Raw genomic sequence first — 16,012 nt, 5'->3', positions numbered from 1 at the left:
CGCTCTCTCGAGTTTGGCTTCTTACTGCGCCCCGACAATCACCGAGACACGTAAAGGCGCAGTAACACTTTGAATTTGCGCACAGTTCTCTTCGAAAGTCGAATCCGATTTTCGAAACTGCACGCAGGCGTGGCAAGCCGCTTCGACCCGCCTCCCGGCAAACCTTACGCCGCGTCAGCCTTGACCGGCTCGCCCTTCACGCGGACTTCCGAAATAGCGCTGCGGACGACGCGGATACGGACGCCTTCAGCGATTTCGACTTCCAGTTCCTTGTCGTCGACGACCTTGGTGACCTTGCCGACGATGCCGCTCGTGACGATTTGGTCGCCGCGGCGGATATTCTTCAGGACTTCCTCACGCTTCTTCGCCTGCGCGCGTTGCGGGCGGATAAGAAGGAAATACCAGACCACCATCAGCGGCACAAACAGGATGATCATTTCAAAGCCGGAACCGCCAAAAGCGCTTGCGGCTGAATCTGTCGCGCTCTGCGCATATGCGTTGGTGATAAACATCGAGAACTCCCTTGAACTCCTTGCGGGAACGGGGCCCGCGTCAGGTGGCCGGAATATAGTTGTGATCATCGCGAATGCAACAAAAACAGCCGCGGACCGTACTGTTTTCCAGGCCTCTTAGCCTTTCGGGTTCGGAAGGAGCATGGTACCCGGCAGCACAGGGAGCATTTTACTCCTTTCCCGACTAACGTTCTGGAGGAAAAACGGTGACCGAAGATCAAAACACGCTGATCCTTGCGGAAGTCCGCCGCCTCGCCGACGCGCTTGAACGCCTCGCCGGCCCGGCGCCGGCCATTAACGACTGGAGCGCCGCCGATTGCTTCGTCTGGGTGCCTGCCCAGCTCTATCTGCAGCCCGTCGCCAGGCCAAACCGCGTGGCGCTGGCGCTCATCCGCGGGGTCGACCATGTGCGCGACATTCTGCACGAGAATACGCTGCGCTTCACTGAAGGCTTCGCTGCCAACAACGTATTGCTCTGGGGCGCGCGCGGTATGGGCAAGTCGTCGCTCGTCAAGGCGGTGCACGAGGATGTGCGCCGCGCCACCGGCGTCTCGCTGAAGCTCATCGAAGTGCATCGCGAGGATATCTCCTCATTGCCGGTGCTGCTCGATATCCTGAAAGCTGCGCCACATCGCGTCATCGTCTTCTGCGACGACCTTTCCTTCGATCACGACGATACGGCCTACAAGTCACTGAAGGCGGCGTTGGACGGCGGTGTCGAAGGTCGGCCCGACAATGTGCTGTTCTACGCCACATCGAACCGCCGCCACCTGCTGCCGCGGCATATGATGGAAAACGAGCAATCGACGGCAATCAACCCTTCGGAAGCCGTCGAGGAAAAGGTATCGCTCTCAGACCGCTTCGGCCTCTGGCTCGGCTTCCACAAGTGCAGTCAGGAAGATTATCTGCAGATGATCGACGGCTATGCCGATTACTTCAAACTCACCCTCGACCGTGCCCAGATGCATCACGAGGCGCTGGAATGGGCAACGACACGCGGCGCCCGCTCCGGGCGTGTGGCGTGGCAATATATCCAGGATCTCGCCGGGCGGCAGCGGATCGTGCTGGAGCGGGATTGATCTCCGCACCTCAAGGTTCAGAACGACAAAAAGCCCGGTGGTGGCCGAGCTTTTTGCAGACTCCTTGAGACGCACTACCCTATTCAAGGAACGTCATTGGGTTGACCGGGGCCGAATTCTTGCGGACTTCGAAGTGAAGCTGCGGCTGCTTGACGTCGCCGCTCATGCCGGAGGTGGCGAGCGTCTGGCCACGCTGAACCTTCTGACCACGTGCGACGCTGAGCGCATCGGCATGGCCGTAGACGGTGACCGTACCGTCGTCGTGACGGACGAGGACGGTGTTTCCGAGTTCCTTCAGACCGTTGCCGGCATAGATGACGACGCCGTTTTCAGCAGCCTTGATCGGCGTACCTTCCGGAACCGAGATGTCGATACCGTCGTTGCGGCTACCGTTGACGTTGGAGCCATAGCCGGCAATGACAGCGCCGCGGACTGGCCAGCGATATTTGCCGATGCCGGTCGCTTCCGGTGCGTCAGCCTGCACGTCGGCCTTGGCGGCGGCGTCTCCGACGGACTGGGTCGGCGTTGCGGCCGCAACCGCCTGTGGCTTGGCGGCTTCGGATGCCGACGCTGCCTTTGCTGCCGGCTCTGCGGCTGCGGTCTTCGCAGCGGCGGTTTTGGCAGCCGGCTTTACGGTCGACTCAGCAGCAGCCTGCTTCGGCTCCGTGGCCGGTACGGCAACCGACTTGACGGCGGACTTCTGCGGCTCGATCGAGGCGGTTTTCACGGGATCGGGTCTGGCCGACTCCGCCTCGGCGACTGCGCCATGCGGCAGCTTCAGCGTCTGGCCGATACGGATGCCGCCGCCCTGCTGCATGTGATTTGCTTGCTTGAGCTCATCGACGCTAACGCCGGCATTCTTGGCGATCCTGGCGAGCGAGTCACCCGGCTTGACGACATAGGTACCATCGCCCTTCGGATGCGGACCCTTGCCGTTGCCGGCTGCGAGCTTGCCGGGATCGGCGAGGCCGGCCTGCGACTTGCCGCGCATCTGACCGTTGGAAGGCAGTACGACGGCGTCCTGTTCCGGAGCCTTGACCGGTGCCGGCATCTTGCCGCCCTTGGAAAGGTCGGTCGCTTCCGAAGCCATCTTCGCCGGGCCTGGAGCGCCTGCGCCGTTCATGGTCGGGATGATGATCTGCTGGCCCGGCTGAGCGCTGGCGCTGTTTTTCAGGCCATTGGCGCGCAGGATTTCCTTTTCCGGAACGCCATAGCGGCGCGACAGCAGGCTTATATTTTCGCCCGGACGCAGGGTGACGCTCGGCGCATTGACTGCTGTCCAGCCGGATGAAGATGCAGCAGCGGGTGCTGCCTTGATCGTGCCGGTCGGCATCGTATCGGGAGCCAGAGCCGGCTCTGCACGGGACACCGCAGCCTTGCCACGCGATGCAGGGAACGGCTGCGCCAGCGCTTCAGCTTCTCCCCTGGAGGCGACATGCGTGCGCACCGGCGCTGCGGAAGCAGTCGGCGCCGCAAGCTCGGTACGCTGGATCGCAACCGGAGCGGTCGAGACACGGGCACTCGAATAGGATGGATTGTAACGGGCCGGAGAATTCGGATAAGGCCGCGTGACCGGTGCGTTCTGTTGGGAATAATCCTGCTGCTGATAGCCGCCGCCCTGAGCAAGGTCGGCGCGCGGCACGGGATCACCGTCCGGCCCGTTCAATCCGCGACGATTGATCGAACCGGTCGTCACCTGATCAGGAGAGCCCGCAAAGAGCCCGCTGAAGCGCGTCGTGTCCGAACTACAAGCTGTCGCGGTGCTCGCCAGGAGAATGGCCACCAGGACTTTCCCTGCCGATTTACCGTAGTTTGACGAAAGACTGAAACTCATGACTCGACCCACTTGAGACGCAACCGATTTGTGGGTCAATTAAAGCGCGTTAATCTTACCATGCGGTTAAAGCACTGGTGCCGCATGTGTTTTTTTGAGGAATTGCTAACCATAGAAGATGAATCCCGCGCTCGCGGGGATACTTCCGGTGATTTCAATCTAAATTAGGCCTCAAAGATAAGAGGCGAGCATCGGCACGATCGGCTGATAGGGAACGTCGAACAGTTCCTCGCGCTCGAAGCGGCTGCCGGTCTTGGTGAGACGCACCATACGGCAAACATTGTCTGAAAGTATCAGCGGCGCAATCATCGATCCGCCGGAGACCAGTTGCTCGGCAAAGAAGCGTGGCATGGTGGTGAAGGCCGCGGTCACTAGGATGCGATCAAAAGTGCCCTCGCCCGGCATCCCGACGCTGCCGTCAGCCTGGCGGATGATGACGTTGCGCAAGCCGAGCGTATCCATGCACTGCTGCGCTGCCGTCGTCAAAGTCTTGTAGCGGTCGACCGTCAGCACCCGCTCGACGATGCGGCCCATGACGGCGGCAGTGAAGCCGCTGCCGGTTCCAACCTCGAGAACGCGATGGCCGGGCTTGACCTTCAGGCTATGCAGAATGCGGACGACAAGATCGATGCCTTCCATAAAGGCACCGCATTCGATCGGAATCGTTCGGCTGGAATAGGCATCATCGGCAAATTGCGGCGGCACAAAGGGAAGGCGCGGCGTCTGTTCGACGGCCGTCATCAGATCGATGTCCAAAATGCCTTCGGCTCGCAGCCGCAGCACAACGGCTGCAAAGCCTTCCTTCTCGAGCAAACGAGCTGTCAATCCGCTACTCCGTACCCGAGCGCCCGCGCCACGCGGTCTTGCGCTGAATAATCCGTCAAATCGAGTTTCAAAGGAGTTACCGAAATACGATTTTGTTTCAAGGCGTGGATATCGGTGCCGGGCCGAAAGATGCCGCTGCGCTCACCGAAGCGCAACCAGTAATAGGGGAAACCACGGCCGTCTGCCCGTTCCTCGACCTGAAGATTGAAGGCAAGATTGCCCTGTGCGGTAACTTCCGTGCCCGCAACTTCGTCGGGCCGGCAGTTCGGGAAGTTCAGGTTGAGAAAGGTGCTATCGGGCAGATCGATATCGATAAGCTTGCCGAGGAGCGCCGGCGCATGGGCCTCGACCACCTCCCAGGGAACGACGCGTGTCCCATTCTCGTGCACATAGGCCTGGCTCAGCGCGAAGGAGCGCACTCCCTGCAGCGTACCTTCGATGGCACCAGCAATCGTGCCCGAATAGGTGACGTCATCAGCGACGTTGGAGCCGGAATTGACGCCCGAGAGCACCAGGTCCGGTTTGATGTCCATAACCTGGCGGATGCCCATGATGACGCAATCCGTCGGCGTGCCACGCAGCGCATAATGCTTGTCGGAGACTTTGCGCAAACGCAGAGGTTCGGAAAGGCTCAGCGAATGGGCAAGGCCACTTTGATCCGTCTCCGGCGCAACGATCCAGACGTCATCGGACATGGTGCGGGCGATGCGCTCCAACACGGCCAGTCCTTCGGCATGAATGCCGTCGTCATTGGTCAAAAGTATCCGCATTGCCCCACCGCTCAAAACACGACCCCGAAAAGTGCGAAGCGGTTTTCGGACAAGATCATGTCACGTCAAATCAGGCTGCGCGCTCGATTCTCTTCAGACCACCCATATATGGCAGCAGTGCGTCCGGAACAGTGACTGAACCATCCTCATTAAGATAATTCTCGACGACGGCGATCAGGCATCGGCCGACAGCGGTGCCGGAACCGTTCAGCGTGTGCACGAATTTCGTCGCCTTGTCGTCCTTGCCGCGATAGCGGGCGTTCATGCGCCGCGCCTGGAAATCGCCGCAGACCGAGCAGGAGGAAATCTCGCGATAGGTATCCTGCCCCGGCAGCCAGACTTCGAGATCATAGGTCTTGCGGGCACCGAAACCCATGTCGCCGGTCGACAGCGTCATGACACGGTAATGCAGACCGAGACGCTTCAGCACTTCTTCAGCGCAGGCGGTCATGCGCTCGTGTTCGGCAATCGAGCTTTCGGCATCGGTGATGGAGACGAGTTCGCATTTCCAGAACTGGTGCTGGCGCAGCATGCCGCGCGTGTCGCGGCCGGCCGAGCCTGCTTCCGAGCGGAAGGATGGCGTCAGGGCCGTGAAACGCAGCGGCAGCTTCTCTTGATCAAGGATCTCGCCGGAAACGAGATTGGTCAGCGAAACCTCCGCCGTCGGGATCAGCCAGCGACCATCCGTGGTCCTGAAGGAATCCTCGGCAAATTTCGGTAGCTGGCCGGTGCCGAACATGGTTTCGTCGCGTACCATCAGTGGTGCGCTGACTTCGGTATAGCCATGCTCAGTGGTGTGAAGATCCAGCATGAACTGGCCGAGCGCCCGTTCCAGGCGCGCAAGCTGAGAGGTCAGCACGGTGAAGCGCGAGCCGGAGAGCTTGGCGGCACGTTCGAAATCCATGTAGCCGAGCTCTTCGCCGATCTCGAAGTGTTCTTTCGGCTTATGATTCCACGTCGGCTTGGAGCCCCAGGTATGCTTGACGACATTGTCGTGTTCGTCCTTGCCGACCGGCACGTCATCCAGAGGGATATTGGGAATGCGCGACAGAACATCATGGAGTTCGGCCGTCAGCACGCGCTCTTCCTCTTCCGCCGCCGGCAGCGACGTCTTGATCTCGGCGACTTCTGCCTTCAGCTTCTCGGCAAGCTCGGTGTTCTTCTGCGCCATGGCCGCGCCGATTTCTTTCGAAGCGGCGTTGCGGCGAGACTGCATATCCTGGACGGACTGGATGACGGAGCGGCGCTTCTCGTCGAGCGCAATGAGGCTTTGCGACAAAGGCTCGGCTCCGCGCTTGGCAAGCGCTGCATCCAAAGCCTCGGCATTCTCGCGAATCCATTTGATATCAAGCATCGTCGTTCCAGGTCGTTGCACATGAGCATAGCTCCGACCGAGATTTCGGTCGGAGATCGAACCGGCAAACCCTATGAAGAGACGATGCAGACCTGCCGCTTAGACACTATCCGTCTTGGCGACATCGGACCTTTCGCCACTCTCCTCGAGCGCTTGCCGGGCACGCTGGCGTTCCACGAGTCGCGCCGCGTAGATGGAAATCTCGTAGAGAAGGATCGTCGGCAGTGCAAGGCCGATCTGGGACATCGGGTCCGGCGGCGTCAGCACCGCGGCGACGATGAAGGCGAAGACGATTGCGAACTTGCGCTTTTCCGCCAACCACTGCGAGGTCAGCAGGCCGACGCGTGCAAGCAGCGTGGTGATGACCGGGAGCTGGAAAACGAGACCGAACGAAAAGACCAAAGTCATGATCAGGCTCAGATATTCCGAGACCTTCGGCAGTAATGCGATGCCGACCTGACCGTCGGCCGGCGTCTGCTGCATCTTCAGGAAGAACCACATGACCATGGGGCAGAAGAAGAAGTAGACGAGCGCGGCCCCCATCAAGAACAGGATCGGCGACGCAATCAGGAAGGGCAGGAAGGCAGCGCGCTCGTTCTTATAGAGGCCGGGCGCGACGAACTTATAGATCTGTGCAGCGATGATCGGGAATGCGATGACCAACGCACCGAACATCGCGACCTTTACCTGCGTGAAGAAGAACTCCTGCGGCGCAGTGTAGATCAGCTCGGCTTTGGAGATATCGAGGTGGGCCCAGACGACTGCCCATTTGTAAGGGTATACCAGATAGTTGAAGAGATGCTTTGCAAAGGCGAAGCAGCCGATGAAGGCAATGAAAAACGCCACCAGCGACCAGATCAACCGTGTGCGCAATTCCATGAGGTGTTCGATAAGCGGCTGCGGCTTATCGTCGATGTCACCCGTCATGCCTGGTCCTTCTTCTTAGGCGTTGTTTTGCCCGCGGTCGGGCGCTTCTTGGGAGCGGCGGCGGCGGGAGCATCGGAAGTGGCTGCGGCGACCTTGCGAGGCGCCCGCTTCGGCTTTTCCGCAACAACCGATGTGTCGACCAGCGCAGCGGCGACCTCGTCCGCTTTAACAGGCGCTTTTGCCCGAGGTTTGCGAACGGCTTTTGGCTTTGCAGGCACTTCGGCAACGGCAGCCGGCGGCGTCACCGGTGCGGGCGATACGACCGGCGCTGCCTCACTGGCTGCAGGAACGATCGGAGGCATTTCCGGCAATCCCGTGGACGGCTCGGAAACGGGTTCCGCCGGAGTCGATGTTACAGCAGCCGGTGTCGAACGCTGCAAGTCGGCCTTGATCTCGTTGCCCATCTGCCGCAGCGGGTTCATTGCTTCCCGCAATGAATTGACCGGATTGAGCTTTTGAGCATCCGAGATCGTCTGGCGCACATCATCCAGCTCCGCCTCGCGCATGGCTTCGTCGAATTGTGCGCGGAACTCGCCCGCCACTTTTCGCGCCCGCGCCGTCATCTTGCCGATTGTCCGCAACGTTGCCGGCAATTCCTTAGGCCCAATGACCACAAGCGCCACGACGGCGATAACCAGCAGCTCAGACCAGCCTACGTCGAACATGAAAAGGCTCCTGGGCCGACAGCGAGCGTCTCAGCTCCCTGCGCACCCGACATGATTATTTCGTTTCGTCGGCCTTGTGTTCAACCGTGCGGGACGTCGTCTGAGACGGCGTCTCATCCTCGTCGCTCATGCCTTTTTTGAAGCTCTTGATGCCCTTGGCCACGTCACCCATCAGCTCCGGGATCTTTCCACGGCCGAACAACAACAGCGCGATGGCCAGGACAATCAGCCAGTGCCATATGCTTAGAGAACCCATTACGATAACTCCCAATTTCAACGTCTTCCCGATGTAAGACGTTTACAGATGTTTTTCAAACACCAAAATGTACTGCATCGGCGCACATGGGGATAGCGAGCGCCAAAGCCACGGCCGAATATCTCCAACTGGAGAGAACGACTTCTATATTCGCATTCGCTAATGGCAAAAGCGAGACTTGACATCACCGTCTGGAAAAAAGCTTTACCGCGACCAATCGGCCTGCAGATGCGCTGGAAGCGCCATTTTGGCTTTAGTCGTCCGAAGCGCCGCCTGGCGCCAGAAGACCGAGTTCCTCCAGATCCAGTTGCGTGATCGGATCTTCGTCCTCGGTCAATTCGTCGCTCATCAACGGCGACGGAATGTTGAAATTGGCGGGGATACGGCCCGAAAGCAGCCCTGCCCCCTTCAATTCCTCGAGACCCGGCAGGTCGCGCAGCTCTTCCAGTCCGAAATGATCAAGAAAATCCCGTGTCGTACCCAGCGTCACCGGCCGGCCCGGCGTGCGCCGCCGGCCGCGAAAGCGCACCCAGCCGGATTCCATCAGCACGTCCAGCGTCCCCTTGGATGTCTGTACGCCTCTGATGTCTTCGATCTCGGCACGCGTTACCGGCTGGTGATAAGCAATGATGGCCAGGACTTCGAGCGCGGCGCGCGAGAGTTTCCGCACCTCGTTGTCATCGCGGCGGATGACGAAGGAAAGATCGGCCGCCGTGCGAAACGCCCAGGCACCGTCGATCTGTATCAAATTGACGCCGCGGGGCGCGTAATCGACCTTCAGACGCTGCATGACAGAGCGGACATCGACGCTGCGCGGAACGCGATCGGCAATAAAGCCTTCGGACACCGGCTGGGCGGAGGCGAAGACAAGAGCCTCGGCAATGCGTTCGGCCTCACGGATGAGGTGGGCGTCGACGACCGCCACTGTCGGCGCAGCCGCTTCATCGTCCATGTGGTGATCGTCATCCGGGCCGGTCACATTCGCTCCTGTTTATTCCGCCGCCTCGAGTTCGGCATGGTTCGGCCCGCGACGCATATAAAGCGGCTGAAACGCGCCCTCCTGACGAATTTCCAGCTTGCCCTCGCGCACGAGCTCCAGCGAGGCGGCAAAGGCGCTGGCGATCGCCGTGACCCGCTCGCTCGCATTGGTCATATAGTCGAAGAGATAGTGTTCCAAGGCCGTCCAATCGGTGATCTCGCCGATCATGCGGCTCAGAATCGTGCGGGCGTCGACCAGCGACCAGACGCGGCGGCGCTCGATCGTCACCTGCGTAATCGCCTGGCGCTGACGTAATCCGGCATAGGCGGTCAGAAGATCGTAGAGGCTGGCGTCAAAGGCCGATTGGCGACGATCTGGGATATGTTCGGGCGCGCCGCGGGCGAAGACGTCGCGGCCGAGACGATTGCGGTTGACGAGGCTAGTGGCGGCATCCCGCATGGCTTCCAGACGCTTCAGCCGGAAAGCGAGCGTTGCGGCCATTTCTTCGCCGGTCGGACCGTCTTCCTTACTCTGCTGCGGAATGAGCAGCTTCGATTTAAGATAGGCGAGCCAGGCGGCCATCACGAGATAGTCGGCAGCAAGCTCGATGCGGATGCGGCGGGCACGCTCGATGAACAACAGATATTGTTCGGCAAGCGCCAGCACGGAGATACGCGACAGATCGACCTTCTGGTTGCGGGCAAGATGTAGCAGCAGGTCGAGCGGTCCTTCGAAGCCGGCAATATCGACGACCAGCGCCGGCTCATGCAGGCCGCGCTCGGCTCCATTCTCCTGCCAAAGCTTGTCCATCGGCGCTTCCGCCTGCAGGCTCTTTTCCGTGCCGTCCACCTTGTTCACCCGTCAGATCCCTACTGCATAATTCCTTAAATCGGAACCGATTTAAGGAATTATGCAGCATTTCAAATGCGCTACAGCGTCCTTAGCGCGTCTTAAAAGACGCGCGGCGCTGTAGAGTTCGGTCCTATGCCACCGCAAACATCGCGTCGAATTCGGCGCGGATCGAAGCCTCATCTGCACCGTCATTGCGGCCAAAAGCCGCCTCGACCGCTTTCGCACGCGCCAGCGAGGCGCCGGTCAATGCCGGAACATTGCGCACCACCTGCCGCATCTCGTCCATGACGCCGTTGCAGTGCAGCACGATATCGCATCCGCCCGCAACAATATTCGCCGCCCGCTCGCCGATTGTGCCGGCAAGCGCGTTCATCGAGGTATCGTCGGAAAGAAGCAGCCCCTGGAAGCCGATGTGGCCGCGGATGATCTCGTCGATGACTTTGCGCGAGGTGGTCGCCGGATTGGCGGGGTCAATGTCGGTAAAGACGACATGACAGGTCATTGCCATCAGCTCGTCCTTGAGCGCCACAAAAGGCGGAAAATCATGCGTTTCCAGCTCCGCACGCGGAACCGTGACGACGGGCAATTCATGATGCGAATCGGCAAAACCGCGGCCATGGCCGGGCATGTGCTTCATCACCGGCAGCACGCCACCGGCCTTGAGCCCTTCGGCGGCAGCGCGTCCCATCTCAGTCACCGTCACGGGATCGCCGCCATAGGCGCGGTTGCCGATGACATTGCTCGAACCTTCGACCGGGACATCCAGCACAGGGAGACAATCGACATTGATGCCGAACTTCAGGAGATCGAAAGCATGCAGCCGCGACATCAGCCAGGCCGCGCGCAGCCCTTTTTCGCGGTTCTGGCGATAGATATCGCCCAGCGCCTGACCGGACGGATAATGCGGCAGGATCGGCGGGCGAATGCGCTGCACCCTGCCCCCTTCCTGGTCGATCAATACCGGTGCATCACGGCCGACGCTGTCACGTAGCGAAGCGACGAGATCGGCGATCTGTGCAGGCTCGGAAATGTTGCGTCCAAAGAGAATGAAGCCCCATGGCTGTTCCGACTGATAGAAGGAACGCTCTTCGGGCGTGATGGAGTGGCCGCTACAGCCGAGGATCATGGATTTTGATTCGGTCATATACGAATCATAAAGGCCGCCTCGCGAAATGCGAATAACCTCAAACCGAGATACACAAAAAGATAACGGCGAGCATCAGCCCGCCGTTTTCCACAATCGTTCGGCCTTGATCTCTTATTTCGAGATCAGGCAGGTGCCGCCTGCGGCGCGGTAGCGCTGGCAGATCTCGGCAGCTTCATCCTTGGAGCCGGCGACGACGCGGACGCGATAGTAAGTGCCCTTACCAGGGATATCGGCTTTACGAATTTCGAGCGGGTGACCACCGATGACGCTGGCAAACTTGGTTTTCAGGTTGGCCTGCGACTTCTGCGCGTCCGCCTCGGAAGGCAGCGAAGCGATCTGCACGCCGTAAGCGCCACCGGCACTTGCCGACGCAGCCGGGGCCACCTGGGTCGCAGCCGGGCTTGCCGACGCGACCTGCTGAGGTTTCGGCTGGGCTGGTGCCGGGTGAGCGGCAGCGGCATTATTCGTCGCAACGGCAGCCGCGGGAGCCTTGGCCGGCTGCTGTGTCGGACGCGAGGTCGGAACCGGAGTGGTCTTCACGACACGGATCGGCGTGCTTTCGGCGCTGGCCGAATCGCCATCGTCTGACTGAGCGGCGGCCGGCTGCGAGGCCTGCGTGTCCGTCGTCGACGGGCGAAGATCAGCGGATGCGACCTGATTGCCGACCGGCGGTTTCGCTGCGGGCGTCTTTGGCGTCGAAGCCGGAGAGGCGGCCGTCGTCGTGTTGTCGACTGCCGGCTCCTCACGAGCAACCAGCGAGCCGTCCGGCTTGACGATCATCGTGCGCACCTTGCGCGGCGACACCGAGGGGACCTGGGCATCGTCGTTGGCGGCGGTATTGGCATTGTTGCCGTTCTGGTTCGGCAGCAGCCGCGGATCCTCGGTTTCGCCGACCGGCGTCGGAGTGACCTGATCGTCGCTGCCATCGTCAGGCGACACGGATTCGGGGATCAAAGTCTTCTGGACGACATCCACCGGCTGCTCGTTGGAGGACACCAGTTCCTTCTGCTTCGGCGCCGCGGTGCTGTCACCGGCTACGCGGTCGTAGACAGCCTTGTCCTGATTCGGAACAACCGTGCCACCCGGATTTTCCGGAGCAACCTTGACCGGATCGGCATCGGCCGTGATGACGCGCGGCTCGCCGGAGAAGCTCGAAATCGGCGAACCGTGACGAACCCAACCGTAGATACCATAAGCGCCGAGACCGAGAACTGCGATGACGGCAGCGGCGGTCGCCATGCCACGGAACGAGCGTGCCGGGCGACGGCCGGCGACAGCCGCCGGGTTCAACGTCATGCGGGCGACATTATCGACCGGATTGGACGCTTCACGGTAGCTGCGACGGAAGTCCTCTTCCAACGCGCGTTCGAATTCGTCGAACTCTTCGGCAGGCTGCTTGACTGCCGGAGCGGGTTTTGCAGCCGCATTCTTTGACCAGGATGGGGTCGTTGCGCTGCCGAGGGCCGCGGCTACAGCCGGCTTGATCGGCTCGGGAGCTGCTTCCTTGGCGGGCGTGCCGAACAGGCTTGCCATCTCCGAGTCAATGTCGAAGTCATATTCCGGCGGCACCACGATCGGCTCTTCCGGCTCGACCGGCGGCAGGTTCGGAACATGGGAGCCTTCGAAATTCTCGACGCGCTCTTCGGTATCGGAAATTTCGGAGGGATCGAATGGCAATGCCTGATCGACATCGAGAACGGGCGCGACCTTGCGCGCTACCGGCGCTGCGGCAACGGCTGCCGACTGAGCCGGGCGCTGCGGAGCCGGCTCCGGACGCGGGGATTGCATGAGGCTGGGCGCAGCCGCTGCGGCAGTCATCGCGGCCGCCGTGGCGACGGGAGCAGCCATCGGCGTCGCACGAGGGACAACAGGAGCAGGCGGCGCGGCCAAGGGAGCAGGCGCTGGCTGCGGGATCGGAGAAGGCTTGCTCGTTTCGGCGAAATCGAGCTCGGCAAGTTCCATCTCGATATCCGCGAGGTCGAACTCAAAGTCCTGGCCGGCGAAGGGATCATCGGCCTCCAGAGTAATCGGCTTCGGCTCTTCGTGCTGCGGAGCCGCAGCAACGGGGGCAGTCACAACGGCAACCGGGACATCAACAGGTACTGACGGCGCCTTGGGCTGCAAATCGAAAATATCGAAGCTCGGCTCAACCTTCGCCTCCGGTGCGGCGCTCCTGACGGGAACCGGATAACGGTCGACATCGGCGAGCAGGTCGTCGATTTCGGCAGAAAGAGCCGCAGCGTCCATCGGGACAGGAGCGACCGGCTCCGGCGCCTTGGCAAGCGGCGCATCGGGTTGAGCCACGATGGGCCGGGGCTGAGGGGCCTCCCGCATCATCGGCAGGTCGAAATCGAGCGCGGTTTCGATAGGCGGCTGCGCCTGGACAACGGGCGGCTCGACAGGAACCTGAGCGACAGGCTTTGCTTGCGACGGAGCCGCGACGGTGAAATTGGCAAGCGGCAGCCGCACGGTGGCGGCGGCGGACTGCGGCGTCGGCTTCGGAGCTACCGTCTGCCGGGCCGGAGCAGGCTGCGGAGCTGGAGCGGGCTGCAAGGCCGGGGCGATCGACATTTCAAGTTCATCAATCAGATCGCGCGCACCGACCGTTGGCTTAGCCGGAGCCACGGGCTGCGGCAACTCGGCAAACTGTGGCTCAGTGCGTGCGGGCTCTACCGGATGCGAGAGCTGGGCTTCGCCGGCAAAAGGCTGATCTTCCGGAGAAACCGGAATGTCATCAGCAGGACTCAAACGTGGCGCATCATAGCGCTCGAATTCTCGCAAGAGTTCATCTTCGAGATCGAAGGCCGGCTCTTGTCGCTGAGCTGCGGGCGCCGCCTGGGCGGCAGGCCGCGGCTCGAAACCGACGATGCGGGCGAGTTCGGCAAGCGGATCATCATCCGCAAAGAACTCGTCGTTTCCGCTTGCGCGATACGCCAACTGTTTTTCTGCCATCACCCAATCCACTCGCAAACGCTACAGATAAATGCCAGCGCAATGTGGGTAAATGGTGACGTTTATCGCATTTCATCCGGTGCTGCGGTCCCGGTTATACCAAGACCTGACTTTAAAACCGACGCGACAGCGTACACCAGCCCAAGTCTGGCAATGCTTAATTCTCGGTTCTTATCGTTAACAAATCGTAATTCAGGTAAATCTTTACCTTTATTCCAATGTCCGTGGAAGGAACTTGCCAGATCGTAAAGATAAAAAGCGATGCGGTGAGGCTCCTGCGACTGAGCTGCAGCCTCGACGATTCGCGGGAATTCCGCAATCTTCGCAATCAACTGCAATTCGGTCGGATCGGAGATCATGCCACTGACCGCTTTCGCCAGATCGAGCGAGGCAATATCGAGATCCGGGAAGGCTTCCTTAGCCTGGCGGAAGACCGACATGCAGCGTGCATGGGCGTACTGCACGTAGAAGACCGGATTGTCCTTGGACTGTTCAGTCACCTTGGCGAAGTCGAAGTCCAAAGGCTCGGAATTTTTCCGGTAAAGCATCATGAACCGCACGGAATCGCGGCCGACTTCTTCGACGACATCGCGCAGCGTGACGAAATCGCCGGAGCGCTTCGACATCTTCACCGGCTCGCCGTTGCGGAACAGCTTGACGAGCTGGCAGAGCAGCACGGTCAGTTTCGCCTGGCCATCCGAGACGCCCCGCGCCACGGCTTCCAGCCGCTTCACGTAGCCGCCATGGTCGGCGCCGAGAATATAGATCATCTCGTTGAAGCCGCGGTCGAACTTGTTCTTGAAATAAGCGACGTCGGCGGCGAAATAAGTATAGGAACCGTCCGACTTGATCAGCGGCCGGTCGATATCGTCGCCCACTTCCGTCGAACGGAACAGGGTCTGCTCGCGATCTTCCCAATCTTCCGGCAATTGTCCCTTCGGCGGTGGCAGAGCACCCTTGTAGACATATCCTTTGAAGGTCAGATCGTTGATCGCAGTTCGGATCAGGGCAGCGCCGTTGGCATGCAGCGTCCGCTCCGAGAAGAAGACGTCATGATGGACGTTCAACGCCTCCAGGTCAGAACGGATCATCGCCATCATCGCATCGATGGCCCGATCCTTGATGATCGGCAGCCACTGGTCTTCCGGCATGCCCCGAAGTTTGGTGCCGAATTCCTTCGCCAGCGCTTCGCCGACCGGAACGAGATAGTCGCCGGGATAGAGACCAGCCGGGATGTCGCCGACCTGCTCGCCAAGGGCCTCGCGATAACGCAGGAAGACCGACCGCGCCAGCACGTCGATCTGCGAGCCGGCGTCGTTGATGTAATATTCCTTGGTGACGTCATAGCCGGCAAAACCGAGCAGATTGGCCAGCGCATCGCCGACGACGGCGCCGCGGCAATGGCCGACATGCATCGGCCCCGTCGGATTGGCGGAGACATATTCGACGTTGACCTTCTGGCCTGCGCCAACGGCAGAGCGCCCGAATTTCTGGCCTTCTGAGATCATCGTCGCCAGCAGGCGCTGCCAATAGCCGACTGAAAGTCGAATATTGATGAAGCCGGGACCGGCTACCGAAACCTCCGCAACGTCGGCATCTTCCTTCAGCTTGGTGATGATGATCTCAGCGAGCGCACGCGGGTTCGTGCCGAGCGGCTTCGACAGCACCATGGCCGCATTGGTGGCGACATCGCCGTGGCTGGCGTCTCGCGGCGGCTCCACGCCGACACGTCCGAAGTCAAGTTCGGATCGCTTTTCCTTCACAATATCAATTTGTTCAAGAGCGTTCTTAATTCTGACTTCGAAATCGGTGAAAAGGTTCATCATATTGTCCACGCATAGCTTGGGCAGGCCCTGTCGG

14 protein-coding genes are annotated in these 16,012 nt (G+C 60.6%); 1 reads left to right on the top strand and 13 read right to left on the bottom strand.

Annotation, left to right across the window (positions count from 1 at the left end):
- Positions 1 to 164: 164 nt before the first annotated feature.
- Positions 165 to 512 (bottom strand): preprotein translocase subunit YajC, encoded by a 348-nt coding sequence (gene yajC, locus QA646_RS06075; protein ID WP_283058141.1) that lies wholly within the window; start codon positions 510 to 512, stop codon positions 165 to 167.
- Between the two features lie 206 nt (positions 513 to 718).
- On the opposite strand from yajC, the gene QA646_RS06070 reads away from it, so the two are divergent.
- Positions 719 to 1,591, top strand: coding sequence for an ATP-binding protein (locus QA646_RS06070; protein ID WP_283058140.1), 873 nt, complete (start codon positions 719 to 721; stop codon positions 1,589 to 1,591).
- Positions 1,592 to 1,670: 79 nt separating this feature from the next.
- On the opposite strand, the gene QA646_RS06065 is transcribed toward QA646_RS06070, so the two are convergent.
- The 12 genes from QA646_RS06065 to argS all read right to left on the bottom strand — a co-directional run bounded on the left by QA646_RS06065 (position 1,671) and on the right by argS (position 15,975).
- Positions 1,671 to 3,425: a LysM peptidoglycan-binding domain-containing M23 family metallopeptidase gene (locus tag QA646_RS06065; protein WP_283058139.1), complete on the bottom strand. Its 1,755-nt coding sequence runs from the start codon at positions 3,423 to 3,425 to the stop codon at positions 1,671 to 1,673.
- A gap of 171 nt (positions 3,426 to 3,596) precedes the next feature.
- Complete coding sequence (locus QA646_RS06060; RefSeq protein WP_283058138.1) at positions 3,597 to 4,250, bottom strand: protein-L-isoaspartate(D-aspartate) O-methyltransferase; 654 nt, start codon at positions 4,248 to 4,250, stop codon at positions 3,597 to 3,599.
- Complete coding sequence (gene surE / locus QA646_RS06055; RefSeq protein ID WP_283058137.1) at positions 4,247 to 5,020, bottom strand: 5'/3'-nucleotidase SurE; 774 nt, start codon at positions 5,018 to 5,020, stop codon at positions 4,247 to 4,249. The genes QA646_RS06060 and surE overlap by 4 nt, the downstream gene beginning before the upstream one ends.
- A gap of 70 nt (positions 5,021 to 5,090) precedes the next feature.
- A complete protein-coding gene (gene serS / locus QA646_RS06050) occupies positions 5,091 to 6,374 on the bottom strand; it encodes a serine--tRNA ligase (protein WP_283058136.1) in 1,284 nt (427 codons plus the stop codon).
- A 99-nt stretch (positions 6,375 to 6,473) separates the two neighbouring features.
- Positions 6,474 to 7,301 carry a twin-arginine translocase subunit TatC gene (gene tatC / locus QA646_RS06045; protein ID WP_283058135.1) on the bottom strand — a complete coding sequence of 276 codons (828 nt, stop codon included), beginning with the start codon at positions 7,299 to 7,301 and terminating at the stop codon, positions 6,474 to 6,476.
- A complete protein-coding gene (gene tatB / locus QA646_RS06040) occupies positions 7,298 to 7,966 on the bottom strand; it encodes a Sec-independent protein translocase protein TatB (protein ID WP_283058134.1) in 669 nt (222 codons plus the stop codon). Before tatB ends, tatC begins: the two co-directional genes overlap by 4 nt.
- Positions 7,967 to 8,021: 55 nt before the next feature.
- The gene (locus tag QA646_RS06035; RefSeq protein WP_283058133.1) at positions 8,022 to 8,222 is read right to left on the bottom strand and encodes a twin-arginine translocase TatA/TatE family subunit; all 201 of its coding nucleotides are present in this window, start codon (positions 8,220 to 8,222) and stop codon (positions 8,022 to 8,024) included.
- Between the two features lie 253 nt (positions 8,223 to 8,475).
- Entirely contained in the window at positions 8,476 to 9,174 is a 699-nt protein-coding gene (gene scpB, locus QA646_RS06030; RefSeq protein ID WP_283058982.1) for an SMC-Scp complex subunit ScpB, read from the bottom strand.
- A 39-nt stretch (positions 9,175 to 9,213) separates the two neighbouring features.
- A complete protein-coding gene (locus tag QA646_RS06025; protein WP_283058132.1) occupies positions 9,214 to 10,059 on the bottom strand; it encodes a ScpA family protein in 846 nt (281 codons plus the stop codon).
- Positions 10,060 to 10,183: 124 nt separating this feature from the next.
- Complete coding sequence (gene nagZ, locus QA646_RS06020; protein ID WP_283058131.1) at positions 10,184 to 11,197, bottom strand: beta-N-acetylhexosaminidase; 1,014 nt, start codon at positions 11,195 to 11,197, stop codon at positions 10,184 to 10,186.
- Positions 11,198 to 11,311: 114 nt separating this feature from the next.
- Positions 11,312 to 14,152 carry an SPOR domain-containing protein gene (locus QA646_RS06015; protein ID WP_283058130.1) on the bottom strand — a complete coding sequence of 947 codons (2,841 nt, stop codon included), beginning with the start codon at positions 14,150 to 14,152 and terminating at the stop codon, positions 11,312 to 11,314.
- Between the two features lie 62 nt (positions 14,153 to 14,214).
- Positions 14,215 to 15,975 carry an arginine--tRNA ligase gene (gene argS, locus QA646_RS06010; RefSeq protein ID WP_283058128.1) on the bottom strand — a complete coding sequence of 587 codons (1,761 nt, stop codon included), beginning with the start codon at positions 15,973 to 15,975 and terminating at the stop codon, positions 14,215 to 14,217.
- Between the last annotated feature and the right edge of the window lie 37 nt (positions 15,976 to 16,012).

Origin of the sequence: Rhizobium sp. CB3090 (genome assembly GCF_029714285.1) — a bacterium.
GTDB lineage: Bacteria > Pseudomonadota > Alphaproteobacteria > Rhizobiales > Rhizobiaceae > Rhizobium.
This window is presented reverse-complemented; position numbering and strand designations above follow the sequence as displayed.